The 16136-nt window shown below is 75.8% G+C and carries 14 protein-coding genes; 8 read left to right on the forward strand and 6 right to left on the reverse strand.

From position 1 onward, the window contains the following. The first annotated feature begins 163 nt into the window (after window positions 1-163). A complete protein-coding gene (locus Q3W71_RS05030; protein ID WP_302918088.1) occupies window positions 164-1321 on the forward strand; it encodes a GNAT family N-acetyltransferase in 1158 nt (385 codons plus the stop codon). Then, window positions 1318-2427, forward strand: a complete 1110-nt coding sequence (locus tag Q3W71_RS05035) for a GNAT family N-acetyltransferase (RefSeq protein WP_302918089.1) — start codon at window positions 1318-1320, stop codon at window positions 2425-2427. The genes Q3W71_RS05030 and Q3W71_RS05035 overlap by 4 nt, the downstream gene beginning before the upstream one ends. 123 nt (window positions 2428-2550) lie before the next feature. On the opposite strand, the gene raiA is transcribed toward Q3W71_RS05035, so the two are convergent. The 5 genes from raiA to mtrA all read right to left on the reverse strand — a co-directional run bounded on the left by raiA (window position 2551) and on the right by mtrA (window position 8420). Then, complete coding sequence (gene raiA, locus Q3W71_RS05040; RefSeq protein WP_302918090.1) at window positions 2551-3198, reverse strand: ribosome-associated translation inhibitor RaiA; 648 nt, start codon at window positions 3196-3198, stop codon at window positions 2551-2553. Between the two features lie 247 nt (window positions 3199-3445). Continuing rightward, the gene (locus Q3W71_RS05045; RefSeq protein ID WP_302918091.1) at window positions 3446-4150 is read right to left on the reverse strand and encodes a ComF family protein; all 705 of its coding nucleotides are present in this window, start codon (window positions 4148-4150) and stop codon (window positions 3446-3448) included. 5 nt (window positions 4151-4155) lie between these two features. Next, window positions 4156-5955, reverse strand: coding sequence for an LpqB family beta-propeller domain-containing protein (locus tag Q3W71_RS05050; RefSeq protein ID WP_302918092.1), 1800 nt, complete (start codon window positions 5953-5955; stop codon window positions 4156-4158). After that, on the reverse strand, window positions 5952-7718 hold the full coding sequence (mtrB, locus tag Q3W71_RS05055) for an MtrAB system histidine kinase MtrB (RefSeq protein ID WP_302918093.1): 1767 nt from the start codon (window positions 7716-7718) through the stop codon (window positions 5952-5954). The genes Q3W71_RS05050 and mtrB overlap by 4 nt, the downstream gene beginning before the upstream one ends. Before the next feature lie 12 nt (window positions 7719-7730). Then, a complete protein-coding gene (gene mtrA / locus Q3W71_RS05060) occupies window positions 7731-8420 on the reverse strand; it encodes an MtrAB system response regulator MtrA (RefSeq protein WP_088995875.1) in 690 nt (229 codons plus the stop codon). Window positions 8421-8618: 198 nt separating this feature from the next. Between mtrA and Q3W71_RS05065 the strand changes: the two genes are divergently transcribed. From Q3W71_RS05065 to Q3W71_RS05085, 5 genes are read left to right on the forward strand one after another with little or no spacing between them, the layout of a single operon-like run. Then, entirely contained in the window at window positions 8619-9461 is an 843-nt protein-coding gene (locus tag Q3W71_RS05065) for a hypothetical protein (protein ID WP_302918094.1), read from the forward strand. After that, window positions 9458-10033 (forward strand): DUF4129 domain-containing protein, encoded by a 576-nt coding sequence (locus Q3W71_RS05070; protein WP_302918095.1) that lies wholly within the window; start codon window positions 9458-9460, stop codon window positions 10031-10033. The genes Q3W71_RS05065 and Q3W71_RS05070 overlap by 4 nt, the downstream gene beginning before the upstream one ends. Next, the gene (locus Q3W71_RS05075) at window positions 10030-11481 is read left to right on the forward strand and encodes a DUF4350 domain-containing protein (protein WP_302918096.1); all 1452 of its coding nucleotides are present in this window, start codon (window positions 10030-10032) and stop codon (window positions 11479-11481) included. The genes Q3W71_RS05070 and Q3W71_RS05075 overlap by 4 nt, the downstream gene beginning before the upstream one ends. Continuing rightward, on the forward strand, window positions 11478-12470 hold the full coding sequence (locus tag Q3W71_RS05080) for a MoxR family ATPase (RefSeq protein ID WP_302918097.1): 993 nt from the start codon (window positions 11478-11480) through the stop codon (window positions 12468-12470). The genes Q3W71_RS05075 and Q3W71_RS05080 overlap by 4 nt, the downstream gene beginning before the upstream one ends. Next, on the forward strand, window positions 12467-13777 hold the full coding sequence (locus Q3W71_RS05085) for a DUF58 domain-containing protein (RefSeq protein WP_302918098.1): 1311 nt from the start codon (window positions 12467-12469) through the stop codon (window positions 13775-13777). The genes Q3W71_RS05080 and Q3W71_RS05085 overlap by 4 nt, the downstream gene beginning before the upstream one ends. 52 nt (window positions 13778-13829) lie before the next feature. On the opposite strand, the gene Q3W71_RS05090 is transcribed toward Q3W71_RS05085, so the two are convergent. Continuing rightward, window positions 13830-14861, reverse strand: coding sequence for a stage II sporulation protein M (locus tag Q3W71_RS05090; RefSeq protein WP_302918099.1), 1032 nt, complete (start codon window positions 14859-14861; stop codon window positions 13830-13832). A gap of 16 nt (window positions 14862-14877) precedes the next feature. Between Q3W71_RS05090 and Q3W71_RS05095 the strand changes: the two genes are divergently transcribed. Then, complete coding sequence (locus Q3W71_RS05095; RefSeq protein ID WP_302918100.1) at window positions 14878-16026, forward strand: RDD family protein; 1149 nt, start codon at window positions 14878-14880, stop codon at window positions 16024-16026. The last annotated feature ends 110 nt before the right edge of the window (window positions 16027-16136 follow it).

Consider the following 16136-nt stretch of genomic DNA (forward strand, 5'->3'; position numbering starts at 1 on the left):
AACGCTCCCCTAGACAGTCTCGAACCATCGTAGGCGCTCCATCGGGGCGATGGTCACTGGTGGCGGCGGTCCGGCCCGGCGAAAACGACATAACGCGCAGCCGATCCGCCAGCGCCGGGATTATCCGTTACGCCGTCCGCGAACGATCCGGCACGATGACCCGGTGGACCCCGTGGAGATCACCGAGGACGGCCTGTTGCTGCGCCCGTGGCAGGCCACCGACGCCGACGCCGTGCACCGGGCGTGCCAGGATCCGGACATCCAGCGCTGGACCACCGTACCTCGCCCGTACCGGCCCGAACACGCCAGCGCGTTCGTCACCGAGGTGGCGCCGGGCGACTGGGCGGCCGGCCGGGGTGCGCCGTTCGCGGTCTGCGACGCGGTCACCGGTGAGCTGCTGGGGTCGTGCGGGCTGGTCTCCATCGACCCCGTCCTGCGCTCCGGCGAGATCGGCTACTGGGTCGCCCCCTGGGCCCGCGGGCGCGGGGTCACCGTCCGGGCCGCCCGGGCGGTCGCCCGCTGGGCCTTCGACAGCCTCGAGCTGCGCCGGCTGATCTGGCAGGCCGAGGTCGGCAACCACGCGTCCCGGCTGGTGGCGCTCCGCACCGGGTTCCGGATCGAGGGGCGGCTGCGGCTGGCGGACCCGACCCCGGAGGGCGGCAACCAGGGCTGGATCGGCTCGCTGCTGCCCGGCGAGGTGCCGGCCCCCGGCAGCACCGGTCCCGCCGGCCCCGGCACCCTGGAGGCCCGGCGGGCCGCCGTCTTCGGCCGCCCGCAGCCGGTCCTCTTCGCCACCGCCGGCGCCACCGAGCTACGGCTGCGCCCGGTGGAGGAACGCGACCTGGACGCCATCGTGGCCACCTGCCGAGACCCGGAGACGGTCCGCTGGACCACGGTGCCCGACCCGTACCAGCGCGAGCACGCCGAGGGGTTCCGCCGGGACGTCGCGGAGGCGGGCTGGGCGGGAGGCACCGGGGCGACGTACGCGATCGCCGACGCCGATGACCGGTACGCCGGCTCGATCGACCTGCGCATCTCCCCGGCCGACCCGCTGGTGGCCGACGTCGGCTTCATGACCGCCCCGCACGCCCGGGGCCGGGGCTACCAGCCGGCCGCCCTCGCCGCGCTCTGCGCCTGGGGCTTCGCCACGCTCGGCCTGGCCCGCGTCGAGTGGCGGGCCGACGTGGGCAACACCGCCTCCCGCCGGGTCGCCGAGAAGGCCGGCTTCACCGTCGAGGGCACCGCCCGGGGCGGGGTCAACCACCGCGGCCAGCGGCTGGACGTCTGGGTCGCCGGGCTGCTCGCCGAGGACCTGACGTGACGCCGAAGGTCATCGAGGCGTACGGGGTGCGGTTGCGGGAGAACCGGGCGGACGACGTCGCCGACACCGCCGCCGCCTGCGCCGACCCGTTGACCCAGCGCTTCATCTCCGGCCTGCCGTCGCCGTACACCGAGGCGGACGCCCGCTGGTGGGTCACCGAGGGGGCGCCCGCGGCCTGGGCCAGCGGCGGGGCCGCCTACGTGGTGGCCGACCCGGACACCGACCGGCTGCTCGGCGCGGTCGGGCTGGGCCACCCGGTGCCCTACCGGAGCCAGGCCGAGATCGGCTACTGGGTGGCGCCGTGGGCGCGCGGGCGGGGCGTGGCCAGCGCGGCGACCCGGGCGCTGGCGGAGCACGCGTTCGCCACCGGGACCGCCCGGCTGGAACTGTTCACCCACGAGGAGAACACCGCCAGCCAGCGGGTCGCGCTCGCCGCCGGCTTCCGCTACGAGGGCGTACGCCGCGCCGCCAGCCCGAACCGTGACGGCGGCCGGCACGACCTGCTCGCCTGGGTACGCCTCGCCGGCGACCCGCCCGGACCGGCCCCGCGCCCGCTGCCCGACCTGGCCGACGGCCGGCTCACCGACGGCGCGGTGACCCTGCGCCGGCTCGCCCCGGACGACGCGGACCTGATGTTCCGGCTGCACACGCTGCCCGAGGTGGTGGCGAACCAGGCACCACCCGTGCCGCCCACCCGGGACGCGATCGAGCGGCGTTGCCGACTCTCGGAGAGCGCCTGGCTCACCGGCGCCATCGCGCGGCTGCTGATCGTCGACGCGACCACCGGCGAACCGCTGGGCAGCTGCGGATTGTCGTACACCGACCTGCCGGCGGGTGAGGCGAGCCTCGGCTACGCGCTGCTGCCGGCCGCGCGGGGTCGCGGCCTCGCCACCCGGGCCGTCCGGCTGCTCGCCGGCTGGGCGTTCGGGCCGACCGGCATCGCCCGGCTGACCGCCGGCACCATGCCCGACAACATCGCCTCGCACCGGGTGCTGGAGAAGGTCGGGTTCCGCCGCGAGGGGCTGCTGCGCGGGCGGCTGCCCGGCCTGGCCGGAACGCGGATCGACGACCTGGTCTTCGGCCTGCTACCGGAGGAGCTGCGCTGACCCGCGCGGTCGCCGGGGGCGGTGCCGCCGCCGGCGACCGCGGACCGTCGAGCGGTGCCCACCGGGCCGCGCGGCCGGTCGTGGTGGCGGTCGGGTGCCGCCACCACGACGGCGCTCGACTGCTCAGATCGCCAGCGAGATGATCCCGTAGTCGTAGGCGTGCCGGCGGTAGACGACGCTCGGCCGGCCGGACTCCTTGTCCTGGAACAGGTAGAAGTCGTGGCCGACGAGCTCCATCTGGAACAGCGCGTCGTCGACGGTCATCGGCTCGGCGGGGTGCACCTTCTCCCGCGCGATGTGCCAGGGCTGGTCGTCGTACTCGTCCTCGGTGTCGACCCGTTCGGCGACCGCGGTGGCGGTGGCCGCGCTGGCGCCGTTCACCGGGGCGGACAGCGGCGGGGCGTCGAGATCCGCCACGGGCAGGCCGGCGGTGGCGGCGGCCACGGAGAGCGGCGCGTGCCGACCCCGGTGGACCCGACGGCGGTCGGCCGCCCGGCGCAACCGGGTGTCGAGCTTGGCGATCGCCGCGTCGAGCGCGCTGTAGAAGTCGTTCGTGCACGCCTCGGCCCGGATCACCGGGCCACGGGACACGCAGGTTATCTCCACTCGCTGGCAGTGGTCCGCCTGGCGCGGGTTGCGCTCGTGGAACAGCTCCACATCGACCCGAATGAGTTTGTGATCGTAGCGTTCGATCTTCGCGAGTTTCTCCGCGACGTGCACCCGGTAATGGTCGGGAACTTCGACGTTCCGGCCCTTGACCACGATGTCCACGTGACCTCCTTGCTCGGATGGTCGTTCGATCCGGCATCCGGTCGCACGCCCCGGGGAGGTCCCACTCGGCGTCGACCGGTCGATACGGCTACGCCTCCTTTCACCGCCGGGGGCGGGTGGGAAAGACCTCCTACCCCCGACAGCAAAACGCTAACTCCTGTTCCAGGCACAGTCACCCCTGGTTGCCGAGACGGCTCAGGAATTTTCACAGCTCGTACACCATCGGGTGAAACGGAAACACGAACGGTTACGACTGTTGCCGTTTCTCGGTCGCCGCGAGCACCGCGGCCACCGTGGGTGACAGTCCGGTCGCAACCAGCTCGCGGCTGACGGCGGCGATCGTGGCGCCGGTGGTGACGATGTCGTCCAGCACCACCACGGCGGTCCCCGGCGGCGCCGGCGGCACCCGGCCGCGCGACCGGAACGCCGACTCGGCCGCCGCGGCCCGGCCCGCGCTGTCCAGCGTCACCGAGTCCGGGCGGGGCAGGGCGCGCAGCGGGCGCGAGACCCGCACCGGCCAGCCGGCCCGCCGCAGCCGGTACGCGCAGTGCCGGGCCAGCCGGCCGAGGTGGTCGCCGTAGCGGGCCCGGGCCGCCGCCGCCGTGTCCGGCACCGGCACCAGGGTCACCGGGCGCGGCCCGCCGAGCGCGGTCGCCACCACCTCGGCGAGCAGTCCGCCCAGTGGCCGGGCCAGGCCGTGCCGGCCGTGTTCCTTGTAGGCCAGCAGCGTCTCCCGCAGCGGCCCGGCGTACGGGCCGAGGGCGACGCAGGGCGGCAGGCCGGGCGGGGCGGGTGTGGGTCGCGCCGGACGGGGCCGCAGCGCCTGCAACAGCCCGGCGCACGCCGGGCACACGCCGTGCCGCAGGCCGGGCCGGCGTTCCCGGCAACCCGCGCAGTCGGCGGGCAGCACCAGGTCGGCGAGGTCCGCCCAGAGCGCGCCGACGTCCCGCACCGGGATCAGTAGAGGAAGAAGGGGGCGGTCGGGTTGCCGGAGCGGTCCCCGGTCGGGTCCGGGTTGACGTCGAGCACCTGGTCCGACTGGATCCGCGTCGACCCGCTGTAGGAGACCCCGTTGGCCTCGTACATCACCGCGCTGGGCTGCGGTGCCACCGGGTTGACCGGGTACGCCACCAGGTGGGTCACCCGGGCGCCCACGTTCTCCTGCAGCGCGGTCTGCCGGGCGCCGTCGACGCTGACGTCGTAGACCGCCGGGCGGTCGGTCGAACCGCCCACCACCAGCCGGTCCTCGCCGGCCCAGTCGACCGCCGAGAGCGCGGTCAGCGAGGTGAACACCCGCCGCGCCGGCCCGACGGTGACGCTGTCGCCGTCCATGTCCACGGCGGCCACGTAGAGCCCGCCGCCGACGATGAGCGCGATCCGCTGGCCGTCCAGCGACGCCGCCACGGCGGTGACCGCCCCGGTCACGCCGTTGAGCTGCACCCTGCTCATCCGCGCGTCGCGGTCGAAGAGGTAGAGGCTCCCGTCGGCCACCACCAGCCCGCGCGGCTGCAGCGGGTCGAGGGTACGCAGCCAGACCGGCCGGCCCACCGCCGTGTGTACGGGCCCCTTGCGCAGGCCGGCCAGCGGGGCGGCGCCGCTGCCGACGGCCAGCCGCTGCCGCTTGTCCGGGCCGGTGACCACCAGCGCGGCCAGCGTCCGGTCGTTGATCCGGTCGAAGTTGGCCGACACCACGTTGCGGTTGTCGCCCTCGGCCAGCGGCACCGTTCCGGGCTCCCCCACCACGGCGAGCGGGTGCACGGCGCCGTCGTAGACGCAGAACCGGTGCGGGTTCTGCGCCAGCTCGTAGACCGGGTTGGCCCGCCGCTGGCCGGCCAGGTCGACCACCCGGCGGGACTGGTTCTGCACCTTCAGTTCCACCTGCCCGTCGAGGTTGGGCAGCGACCAGGCGAGTTGGGTCGCGAACTGGTCCAGCCGCTCCTCGTCGTTGGCGGGCAGCGCCAGGTTGACCTCCCACCGGTCGGCGCTGCCGGTGGCGTTGTTGATCAGCTCGGTGCGGTCGGGGAGCGGGACGACCGCCGTGCGCAGCCAGTCGGACGGGCCGCCGATCAGCCAGCGGACCACCTCGGTGACCTGCCGCTCCTCCGGCACCGCCTCGGGCAGGTAACGCAGGTCGGGCACCAGCCGGGCGCGGTCGGAACTCCAGAAGTAGACCGAGGACTCCTTGTAGTACTGGGCCAGCGCCACGTCGCTGAGCAGCAGCGCGTTCGGCGGGTCCTGCACGTACAGGCCGGCCTGCTCGACGTCGCCCTGGCCGGGGACGGCCGCGCTGACCAGCTTGAACTCGTAGCTGCGCTCGGTGGCCACCGGGGGCAGCAGGGTGCCGTTCGCCCGCAGCAGGCCGACCTGCTGCACGTTGATGGTCACCTTCGTGCTGTCGACGTCGGGCGTGATCACCGGATCGTCGGTCAGCCGTACCACGGTGAGGGCGACCTCGCTGCCCTGCTTCTCCTGGAGCCGGTCGTGGTGCCGCGGGTCGATGAACTCCTTGACCCGGTCGTAGGCGCGGTCCGGCTCGCCGGCGGCGGCGGCCAGGAAGTTGTTGACGAACGTCTGGGCGTTGCTCCCGGCGGCCGTCCGGGCCGGCGGCTGGAGGCTGCCGCCGCTGACGGACCCGGCCCCGGCCGTGGAGACCCGGCGCTCCACCTCGACATCGGTGCTGGCCGGGATGCCGCAGCCGGTCAGCCCGAGGGCGAGCAGTGCGACGCCCGCGACGCCGGTCAGCAGCGGGCGCCTCACGACCGCGCCTCCGCCCGCTCCCCGGCCGTCCCGTCACCGGCGGGCGCCGGCGTGACGGCCAGCGCGCCACCGGCGCCCGGCCCGATGGCCAGCAGCCCACCGTCGCGCGGGCCGCCGAACGGCAGCGCCGCGTCGGCCGGCACCAGGCGCAGCGGGGAGGTGGTGAGCCGGTCGCCGGCGCGGGCCGGCAGGGTGAGCCGGAACTGGGCACCCTGCCCCGGCGCCCCCCACGCCTCCAGCCAGCCGCCGTGCAGGCGGGCGTCCTCCAGGCTGATCGACAACCCGAGCCCGGTGCCACCGGTCTGCCGGGCACGGGACGGGTCGGCCCGCCAGAACCGGTTGAAGACCAGCTTCTCCTCGCCCGGCTTGAGCCCCACCCCGCGGTCCCGGACGGTGATCGCCACCGCTGTCTCGTCCGCGCCCAGGGTGATCAGCACCGGCTTGCCCTCGCCGTGCTCGACCGCGTTGCCGACCAGGTTGCGCAGCACCCGCTCGACCCGGCGCGGATCCACCTCGGCGATCACCGGGGCGGTCGGCACGTCCAGCTCGATGGCCACCCCGACCCGCTCCGCCAGCCCGGCCAGCCGGTCGGCGACCCGGTGCACCACCGGCACCAGGTCGGTCGGCTCGGCGTCGAGCATGGCGAAGCCGGCGTCGAAGCGGCTGATCTCCAGCAGGTCGGTGAGCAGTTCCTCGAACCGGTCCAGCTCGGCCTGGAGCAGTTCGGCGCTGCGGGCGACCGCCGGGTCGAACTCGTCGCGCTCGGCGAAGATCAGGTCGGCCGCCATCCGGACCGTGGTCAACGGCGTCCGCAGCTCGTGCGACACGTCCGAGGTGAAGCGGCGCTGCAACCGGGACATCTCCTCCAGGCGGAGGATCTGCCGTTGCAGGTTGGTGGCCATCTGGTTGAAGGAGGCGGCGAGCAGTGCCAGGTCGTCCTCGCCGTTGACCGCCATCCGCTGGTCGAGCAGCCCGGCGGAGAGCCGCTGCGCCGTCCGGGCGGCCACCCGTACCGGGGTCACCACCAGCCGGGTGACCAGCGCGGCCAGCAGGCCGAGCAGCAGCACCAGGGCGACACCGGTGGCCGCCACGGTGGTCCGGGCGTCGGCCGCGGCGGCGTCCTGCCGGGCCAGCGGTACGAAGTAGTAGATCTCGATCTGGCCGAACTCGGTCGGCACCGGGGAGCCGTACACCAGGTACTTCGTGCGCTCGCCGGTGAGCCGGCCGGTGCGGATCTGCTTGGCCACGTTGCCGTCGGCGACCGCGGCCCGCAGCTCCCGGCTGATCAGCGGCCGGACGTCGATCGCGGGCGAGCTGCGGGTCTGCAGGATGCCGGGGTGGTCGTCGGCGGTGATCGCCACCACCACGCCGCTGGTCTGCTGCGGGTCACCGCCGGCCAGGTAGTTGACGGTGCCCTCGATGGTGTCCTGGAGCTGGGCCTCCTGCGGCTGGCTGAAGAGCGAGACCTGCTTGGCGGTGTAGTCCGCCCCGCTGGTCAGCCGCAGCCGGGTGTCGGTGACCGCGTTCTCCAGCAGGATGTCGGTGATCTTGTTGGCGATCACGTACGCGAACCCGCCCACCAGCAGGCTGGAGGCGACCAGGGTGATGGTCACCACCCGCAGCTGCAACGAGCGCCGCCAGGTCTGGTGCAGGCCGGCGAGCAGCCGGGCACCGCGGGCGGCGAGCCCGCGCCACAGCTCCCACGCGGCGCCGCGGCGGCGGGGAGCTGGTGACGGGGAGTCCTGGACCGGGGAGGTGACCACAGTGCGACCAGGCTATCCGGTCCCCGCCTTGTAGCCCACGCCGCGAACCGTGAGGATGATTTCCGGCCGCTCGGGATCCGGCTCGATCTTGGCGCGGAGCCGCTGCACGTGCACGTTGACCAGCCGGGTGTCCGCCGCGTGCCGGTAGCCCCAGACCTGCTCCAGCAGCACCTCGCGGGTGAACACCTGGCGCGGCTTGCGGGCCAGCGCGACCAGCAGGTCGAACTCCAGCGGGGTGAGCTTCACCTCCTCGCCGTTACGGCTCACCGTGTGCGCCGGGACGTCGATGGTGATCTGGTTGCCGGGCGGCCCGATGGTCAGCATCTCCGGGGCGGCGTCCTCGCCGCGCCGCAGCCGGGCCCGCATCCGGGCGACCAGTTCCTTGGGCTTGAACGGCTTGACCACGTAGTCGTCGGCACCGGACTCGAGGCCGAGGACCACGTCGACGGTGTCGCTCTTGGCGGTCAGCATGACGATCGGAACGCCCGATTCGGCGCGGATCGACCGGGCCACGTCGATACCACTCATACCGGGCAGCATCAGGTCGAGCAGCACGATGTCGGGCCGATTGTCGCGGAAGGCGGCCAAGGCCCGCTCCCCGTCGGCCACGAACGAGGGCAGGAAGCCCTCGCTGCGCAGGACGATGCCGAGCATCTCGGCGAGCGCTGGGTCGTCGTCGACCACCAGTACCCGGGCTCTCATGGGATTAATTTTCCATCCCCGTTCAGTTCGGTGGGATCCACGTCACCCGGCACGGTACTGCCGCGGGACGCCGTCGCCCAGCAACCGGCCCCCCGGACACCGCCCGGCGTGCGGGTCCACCTCGGCGGACCGCGCGTGACACCATGATCCCCGCGTGCGCCGTCACGCGCCACCACCGTTCGTCCACCAGGAGTACGCGTGCCCGACGCCGGCCCGACCGCCGTGCTCCCGCGTCGCCCGCTCACCGTCGGTGAGCTGCTCGACTCGGCGGTCCTGCTGCTGCGCGACCACGCCCGGGTGCTGGTCCCTCTCGCCGCGGTGCTGGCCGCGGGCGAGCAGCTGCTGCTCCTGCCGGTACGCCTGGCGGCCGGCACGGAACCGCCCGTCTGGTTCGTCGAGTTCGGCCGGTTCGGCTGGTACTGGCTGCTGCTGGTCATCGGCGCGGCCACCGAGTCGATGATCATCGCGCTGCTCGGCAACCCGGCCGCACGGGCCGCCGGGGCGGCGCTGCTCGGCCGGCGCGCCGGCGCCCGGGACCTGCTCCGCCCCGCCGGGGCACGGTGGGGGGCGACCCTGCTGCTGGTGCCGGTGGTGGGTGCGGTGATGACCACCGCCGCCCTGCTCGGACCCACCTGGATCATCGGTTTCGCCCTGCTCGGCGCGGTGACCCCGGCGCTGGTCGTGGACCGGGTGCACCCGCTGCGCGCCCCGCTGCGCTCGGCCGCGCTCGCGGTCCGCGCCGGGGGCCGGGCCGGCGCCGTCCGGTTGCTCGGCTACCTCGCCTGGTGGCTCGTCCGGGTCGGCCTCGGGGTGGGCGTCTACTACGGGCTGGACGGGCTCGACCTGCTGCCCGAGGCGTGGCAGATCCCGGTGTCCCTGCTCGTCTGGGCGGGCGTGAACAGCGTGGCGTATCCGGCGATCGCCTGCCTGGACGCGGCGGTCCACCTGGAGACCCGGATCCGCACCGAAGGGCTGGACATCCTGCTCGCCCGCGCTCCGGCCGGCACGCCGGACGCCGCGCTGCTGGCGGCCGGGCGATGAGCTTCAGCCGGTGGTGGACCGAGACCACGGCGTCCCTCGGTGACCGGGTACCGCTGCCCCTGGCCGCGCTGCTGCTGGTGCTCGCGGCGGTGCTGGTCGCCGTCGCGTGGTACACCTACCCGGCCTGGGTGCCCCGCCGGCTGCCCCGGCTGTGCCGGCGGAGACGCCGGGCCCGGCCGGGCCCGGCGACCGCCGCGCCGGTCGTGCCCGCCGCCCGGGAGCCGGCCGAGGAGCCGGCGGCGGCCGTCCACCTGTCCCTGGCCGACCGGCTGGCCGCCGAGGGCCGCTACGCCGAGGCGGTCCGCGAGCGGTTGCGGGCCATGCTCCGCGAGCTGGTGACCCGCCGGATGGTGCGGCTGCGCTCCGGGATGACCGTCACCGAGGTGATCGCCACGGCGAGCGAGCACCACCCGCCGGTCGGCCCGCCGCTGCGCGCGGCCGGCGCGATCTTCTCCGAACTCTGGTACGCCGAGCGCCCCGCCACCGCCGAGCACGACCGCCGGATGCGGGAGCACGCCGGCGAGCTGCACCGGGTGCTGGCCGGGCCGGCCGAGCGGGAGGACCGGCCGTGACCGCGACGACGACAGCCGGCGCGCGGACCGGGGCCACCACCACCGCCAAGGGGCGCGGCGGGCGGGGCCGGCGGTGGCACCGGATCGTGATCCCGCTCGGGCTGGCCGCGCTGCTGCTCACCACCACCCTGGTCACCCATGCCGTCGACCAGCCCGATCCGGACGCCGGCTTCCTCTCCCCGGTGGCCACCGGCGACCACGGGGGCAGCCGCCTCGCCGCCGCCCTGCGCGAGCGCGGGGTCACCGTGCAGCGGGAGACCACCACGGCGGCGGCACTGGCGGCCGTCCGGTCCGCGCCGGCCACGCTCTTCGTCCCCGCGCCGGCGCTGCTGCGCCGGGAGACCGTCCGGGCCCTGGACCGGCTTCCGGCCCGGACCCGGCTGGTCCTGGTCGACCCGGCCCGCCCGGTGCTGGTCTCCGCCGGGCTGCCGCTGCTGCCCGGCGAGCGCCGCTGGGCGGCGCAGGCGCTCGGCCCGGCGGCCGGCGGGCTGCCCTGCCAGCTGCCCGAGCTGGGCGGGGTCGGCAGCGCGGCCGTCGGCCTGCAGCGCTACACCGCCGGCTCCTACCGGCCGGAGCAGGTCCAGTTCTGCTTCGCCGGCGCGCTGGCCCGGGTGTCCGGGGCGGTCGAGCAGGTGGCGGTCGGTGCCAGCGACCCGTTCCGCAACGACCGGATCGCCGAGTGGGACAACCTCGCCTTCGCCACCGGCCTGCTCGGGGTGACCGGCCGGGTGGTCTGGCTGGACCTGGCCGAGCCGGAGCCGCCGCCGGCCACCGGCACCGGCCGCCCGTCCCGGACGCCGGCCACCGAGGACGGTCCGGGCACCGGGACCGGTGACGGCAGCGGCGACGGCACGGGCACCGGCGACGGCCGGGGCGGCCCCGGAGAACCCGGCCAGCCCGGCGGCCCGGGCGGGGGCGACCAGTCCGGCTCCGGTGACGGCGACGGCGAGGCCGCCGACCGGGACGACCCGCCGAACCCGCTCTGGGCCGCCTTCCCGCCCTGGTTCTGGGCGTTGCTGGCCCAGCTCGCGCTGGCGGTGCTGTTCCTGGCGCTCTGGCGGGCCCGCCGGCTCGGCCCGCCGGCGGCGGAGCCGCTGCCGGTGACCGTCCGCTCCGCCGAGACGGTCCTCGGCCGGGCCCGGCTCTACCAGCGGGCCGGGGCGCGCGAGGCGGCCGCCCGGACGCTGCGGGAGGCCGCCCTGACCCGGCTGCTCCCCCGGCTCAACCTGCCGGCGGACGCGGCGCCGGACCGGGTCGCCGGCGCGGTCGCCGCCCGCACCGGCGCCGAGCCGGCCGCGACCGAGGAGCTGCTGTACGGCGGCGAGCCGGAGACCGACCAGGACCTGCTGGAGCTGGCGCGCGCGCTGGACGGGGTGACCCGTACGGTGGCACCGCCGGCCTCCCCCGACGTGCCACTGCCCGACCGAACCGAAGGAGAACCGCGGTGACCCGACCCGCCGGAACCGCCGAGCCGCAGATCGCCGACCCGGACGCCGCCCGAGCCGCCCTGCACCGGCTGCGCACCGAGGTGGCCAAGGCGGTCGTCGGGCAGGACGCGGTCGTCACCGGCCTGGTGATCGCCCTGCTCTGCCGCGGCCACGTACTGCTGGAGGGCGTGCCCGGGGTGGCCAAGACGCTGCTCATCCGCACCGTGGCCACCGCGCTGCACCTGACCTCGAAGCGGGTGCAGTTCACCCCCGACCTGATGCCCGGCGACGTCACCGGGTCGCTGATCTTCGACCCGCACACCGCCGCGTTCACCTTCCGGGAGGGGCCGGTCTTCACCAACCTGCTGCTCGCCGACGAGATCAACCGGACGCCGCCGAAGACCCAGTCGGCGCTGCTGGAGGTGATGGAGGAGCGGCAGGTCTCGGTGGAGGGCGACCGGCGGCCGCTGCCCGAGCCGTTCATCGTCGCCGCCACCCAGAACCCGATCGAGTACGAGGGCACCTATCCGCTGCCGGAGGCGCAGCTGGACCGGTTCCTGCTCAAGCTCACCGTGCCGCTGCCCAGCCGGGAGGAGGAGCTGGGCGTGCTGCGCGCGCACCACGCCGGCTTCGACCCCCGCGACCTGGCGGCGGCCGGCGTACGACCGGTGGCCGGGGCGGCCGACCTTGCCGCGGCGCGGGCCGCGGTGGGCCGGGTGCACGTGGCGGAGCCGCTCCTCGGCTACCTGGTCGACCTGTGCCGGGCCACCCGGGCCACCCCGGCGCTGGAGCTGGGCGCCTCGCCCCGGGGCGCGACCGCGCTGCTCGGCACGGCCAAGGCGTGGGCCTGGCTGGCCGGCCGGGACCACGTCGTGCCGGACGACGTCAAGGCGGTCGCCCGGCCCACCCTGCGGCACCGGCTGCGGTTGCGACCGGAGGTCGAACTGGAGGGCGTCAGCGTGGACGCGGTGCTGGACACGGTGCTCGCCACCGTGCCGACCCCGCGATGACCTGGCGGGCGGCGCTCCTGCTGGCGGCCGGTGCGCTGACCCTGCCGGCCTGGCCGTCGCCGCTCGCCGGGATGCTGGTGATGACCGGGGCGGTGCTGCTCCTGGTGGTGCTGGACCGGGCGCTGGCGGTGCCGCCGAGCGCGCTGACCGCCACCCGGGACGGGGACCGCACGGTCCGGCTCGGCGGCACCGCCACCGTCGTGCTGCACCTGGGCAACCCCTCCGCCCGTACGCTGCGCGCCCAGGTCCGCGACGCCTGGGTGCCGTCGGCCGGCGCCCGTCCGGACGTCCCGCCGACCCGGCTGGTCCGGGTCGAGCCCGGCCGGTCCGCCGCGCTGCCCAGCCGGCTCACCCCCACCCGCCGCGGTGACCGGCCGGCGGTGGCGCTGACCGTCCGCTCCCTCGGCCCGCTCGGGCTCGGATTCCGCCAGCGCTCGGAGCGCCCGGCCACGCCGCCGTGGACGCTGCGCGTGCTGCCCCGCTTCGACTCGCGCCGGCACCTGCCGGAGAAGCTGTCCCGGCTCCGGGTGATCGACGGCACCCAGGTCACCCGGGGACGCGGCCAGGGCACCGAGTTCGACACCCTGCGCGAGTACGTGGTCGGCGACGACGTGCGCTCGATCGACTGGCGGGCCAGCGCCCGCCGGGCCGACGTGCTGGTGCGCACCTGGCGGCCGGAGCGGGACCGCCGGCTGGTCTGCGTGCTGGACACCGGCCGCACCTCGGCGATCCGGGTCGGCGACGAGCCCCGGCTGGACACCGCGATCGACGCGGCGCTGCTGCTCACCGCCCTCGCCGCGCGTGCCGGCGACCGGGTCGACCTGCTCGCCGCCGACACCGCCGTACGGGCCACGGTGACCGGGACCGGGCGGCCGGCCCTGCTGCCCCGGCTGGTGCACGCGCTGGCCCCGCTGCAACCGGCCCTGGTGGAGACGGACTTCGACCTGATCGCCGGCGAGCTGTTGCGGCGGCAGCGGCAGCGCAGCCTGGTGGTGCTCTTCACCGCGCTGGAGGCCGGTGCGCTGAGCGCGGGCCTGCTGCCGGTCCTGCCCCGGCTGGCCGCCCGGCACCGGGTGCTGATCGCGGCGACCCACGACCCGGTGCTGACCGCGCTCACCACGGCCGTACCGGCGCAGCCCCGGGACGCCTACGCGGCGGCGGCCGGCTGGCGGGCGCTGGCCGAGCGGGACCGCATCCGCGCCGCCCTGGCCCGGCACGGCGTCCTGGTCGTCGACGCCCCCGCCGGCCGCCTGGCCCCCACCCTCGCCGACACCTACCTCCGCCTAAAATCCCAAGCCCAACTCTGACCACCCCACCCCACCCCACCCCGCCCTGCGGTACGGCTGGTTGATCATGAGGTTAGCGGCGGTTCTGGAGATCGAGAACGCCGCTAACCTCATGATCAACCGGGGTGGGGGTGGGGGTGGGGGTGGGGGTGGCGCGGGGGCCGAGGGTGAGGATGTAGGCGAGGAAGGCGAGCCAGATGGCGGCGCCGGCGGCGATGCGGAAGGGGATCGGCACGGGCGCGGGGGTGATGAACGCCTCGATGACGGCGGAGACCGCGAAGAGCCCGACCAGCCCGACGGCGACCAGGATGGCCTGGCGCCCGGCCCGGGCCACCGCCTGCCCCCGGGTCAGCCCGGCCGGTGGCGAGATCCACGCCCAGCCGGTCCGCAGCCCGACGCCGGCGGCCACGAAGACCCCGGTCAGCTCCAGCAGCCCGTGCGGGGTGATCAGGCCGAAGAAGACGTCGGCCCGGCCGTGGGAGACCATCACCCCGCCGGTCACGCCGATGTTCAGCGCGTTCTGCCACAACAGGTAGAGCACCGGGACGATGAGCACCCCGGCGGCCAGGCAGCGGGCGGCCACCCAGGCGTTGTGCGTCCAGAGCTGGACGGCGAAGGTGGGCGCGGAGTACTCGGTGTAGTAGTCGGCGAAGCCGGAGTCGGCCAGTTCGGCGGCCGCCTCCTCGCCGATGAACGCCGCCGCGGTATCGGGATTTCCGGCCACGAACCAGATCAGGAAGAAGCTGAGCAGGGTGAACCCGGTCGCCACACCGCACCACCACGGCCAGGCCCGGTAGACCGCGCCGGGGAAGCCGGCCACCAGGAAGCGACCCACCGCCGCCCAGGACGGCCGGGGTCGTCCGGTGAGCCGGGCCCGGGCCCGGAGCACCACCTGGGAGAGCTGGCCGACCAGCGCCGGGTCGGGCGAGCGGCTGCGCAGCACCGAGAGTTGCGTGGCGGCCCGCTGGTAGAGCACTACCAACTCGTCGATCTCGGCGGCGTCCAACCGCCGCCGGTCGGTCAGCGCCTCGAGCCGACGCCACTCCCCGCCGTGCTCCGCGACGTACGCGTCGAGATCCACCGTCCACCCCCGTTCGCGGATCATAGTGTTCACTGTCGGGGTGAGCGCGCAACCACGACCGCCGGCCCCGGGCTGGGGTGACGCCGGACTGGTCAGCGGAGAGGCCGTGGCGCTGGACGTGCGGGTCGCCCGGATCGGCTCCCGCGCGCTGGCGCTGCTGCTCGACGTGGTGACCCAACTGCTGCTCGCGCTGGTCCTGGCCATGCTGGTCGGCATCGTGCTCGCCGCGCTGCCGATGCGCCTGGTGGACGCGGCGCTGAGCAACGCCGTCGGCACCGTCGCGCTGGTGTCCGTGCTGGTCGGCTACCCGGTGCTCTTCGAACGGTTCAACCACGGCCGGACGCCCGGCAAGATGGCCGTCGGGTTGCGGGTGGTCAGCGCCGACGGCGCGCCGGTCGGCGTCCGGCAGTCACTGACCCGCGCGCTGGTCGGCGTCGCGGTGGAGTGGCCCGGGCTGGTGCTGCCGCTGCTGAGCTGGGTGGCGGGCGTGACGGTGATGCTGACCGACCGGCACGGCCGGCGGCTGGGCGACCTGGTGGCCGGCACGATGGTCGTGCACACCCGGTCGGCGATCATCTGGCGGCCGGTGCCGACCTCGGTGCCGGCGCTGGTCGGCTGGGCGCACACGCTGGACCTGAGCCGGCTCGACGACGGTCTGGCGCTGGCCGCGCGGCAGTACCTGGCCCGGGTGCACCAGTTGGCCGAGCCGGCGCGGGACCGGCTGGCCCGTGGCCTGTGGGCCGAGGTCGCGGCGGTGATCACCCCACCCCCGCCGCCCGGCCTGCCGGCGACGGTCTACCTGGCGGCGGTGCTCGGTGAGCGGCACCGCCGGGCGCGGCTGCGGCTGGCCCGGGGACGGGCGGTCACCGCGGCGCTCTGGCCGGAGCTGCTGCCCGGCCCGGCCACCCCACCGGCCCCCACCGCCACCTCCCCGGCCGCCAGCGCCGTTTCCCCGGCCCCCACCGCCGCCGCGCCGGCCGCCGGCGCCGCTTCCCCGGCCGTCGGGTCCTCTGCGGCCGGTGCCGCCTTCCTGGCCACGGCCGGCGCTGGGTCGACGCCCTCGGTGGTCGCACCGGCGGCGGCCGTCCGGCCGGCGGCGCCCGGCGCGGCGCCGGTGGCCGTGCCGGCGCAGGCCGGCCCGCCCACGGTACGACCGGCGACGGCGCCCGGAGACCGTCCCGACCGCTGACCACCGCCGCTCGCCGGTCGACGCCTCGGCCTGGCAACGCCGCCACGGCCGCGCCCCGGCCGGACAACACCGCCCCGGCCGCGCCCGCCGGGCAACGCTCCGCCGGTCGA

This window comes from Micromonospora sp. C28SCA-DRY-2 (assembly GCF_030519475.1).
In the GTDB taxonomy this organism is placed as follows: Bacteria; Actinomycetota; Actinomycetes; order Mycobacteriales; family Micromonosporaceae; genus Micromonospora.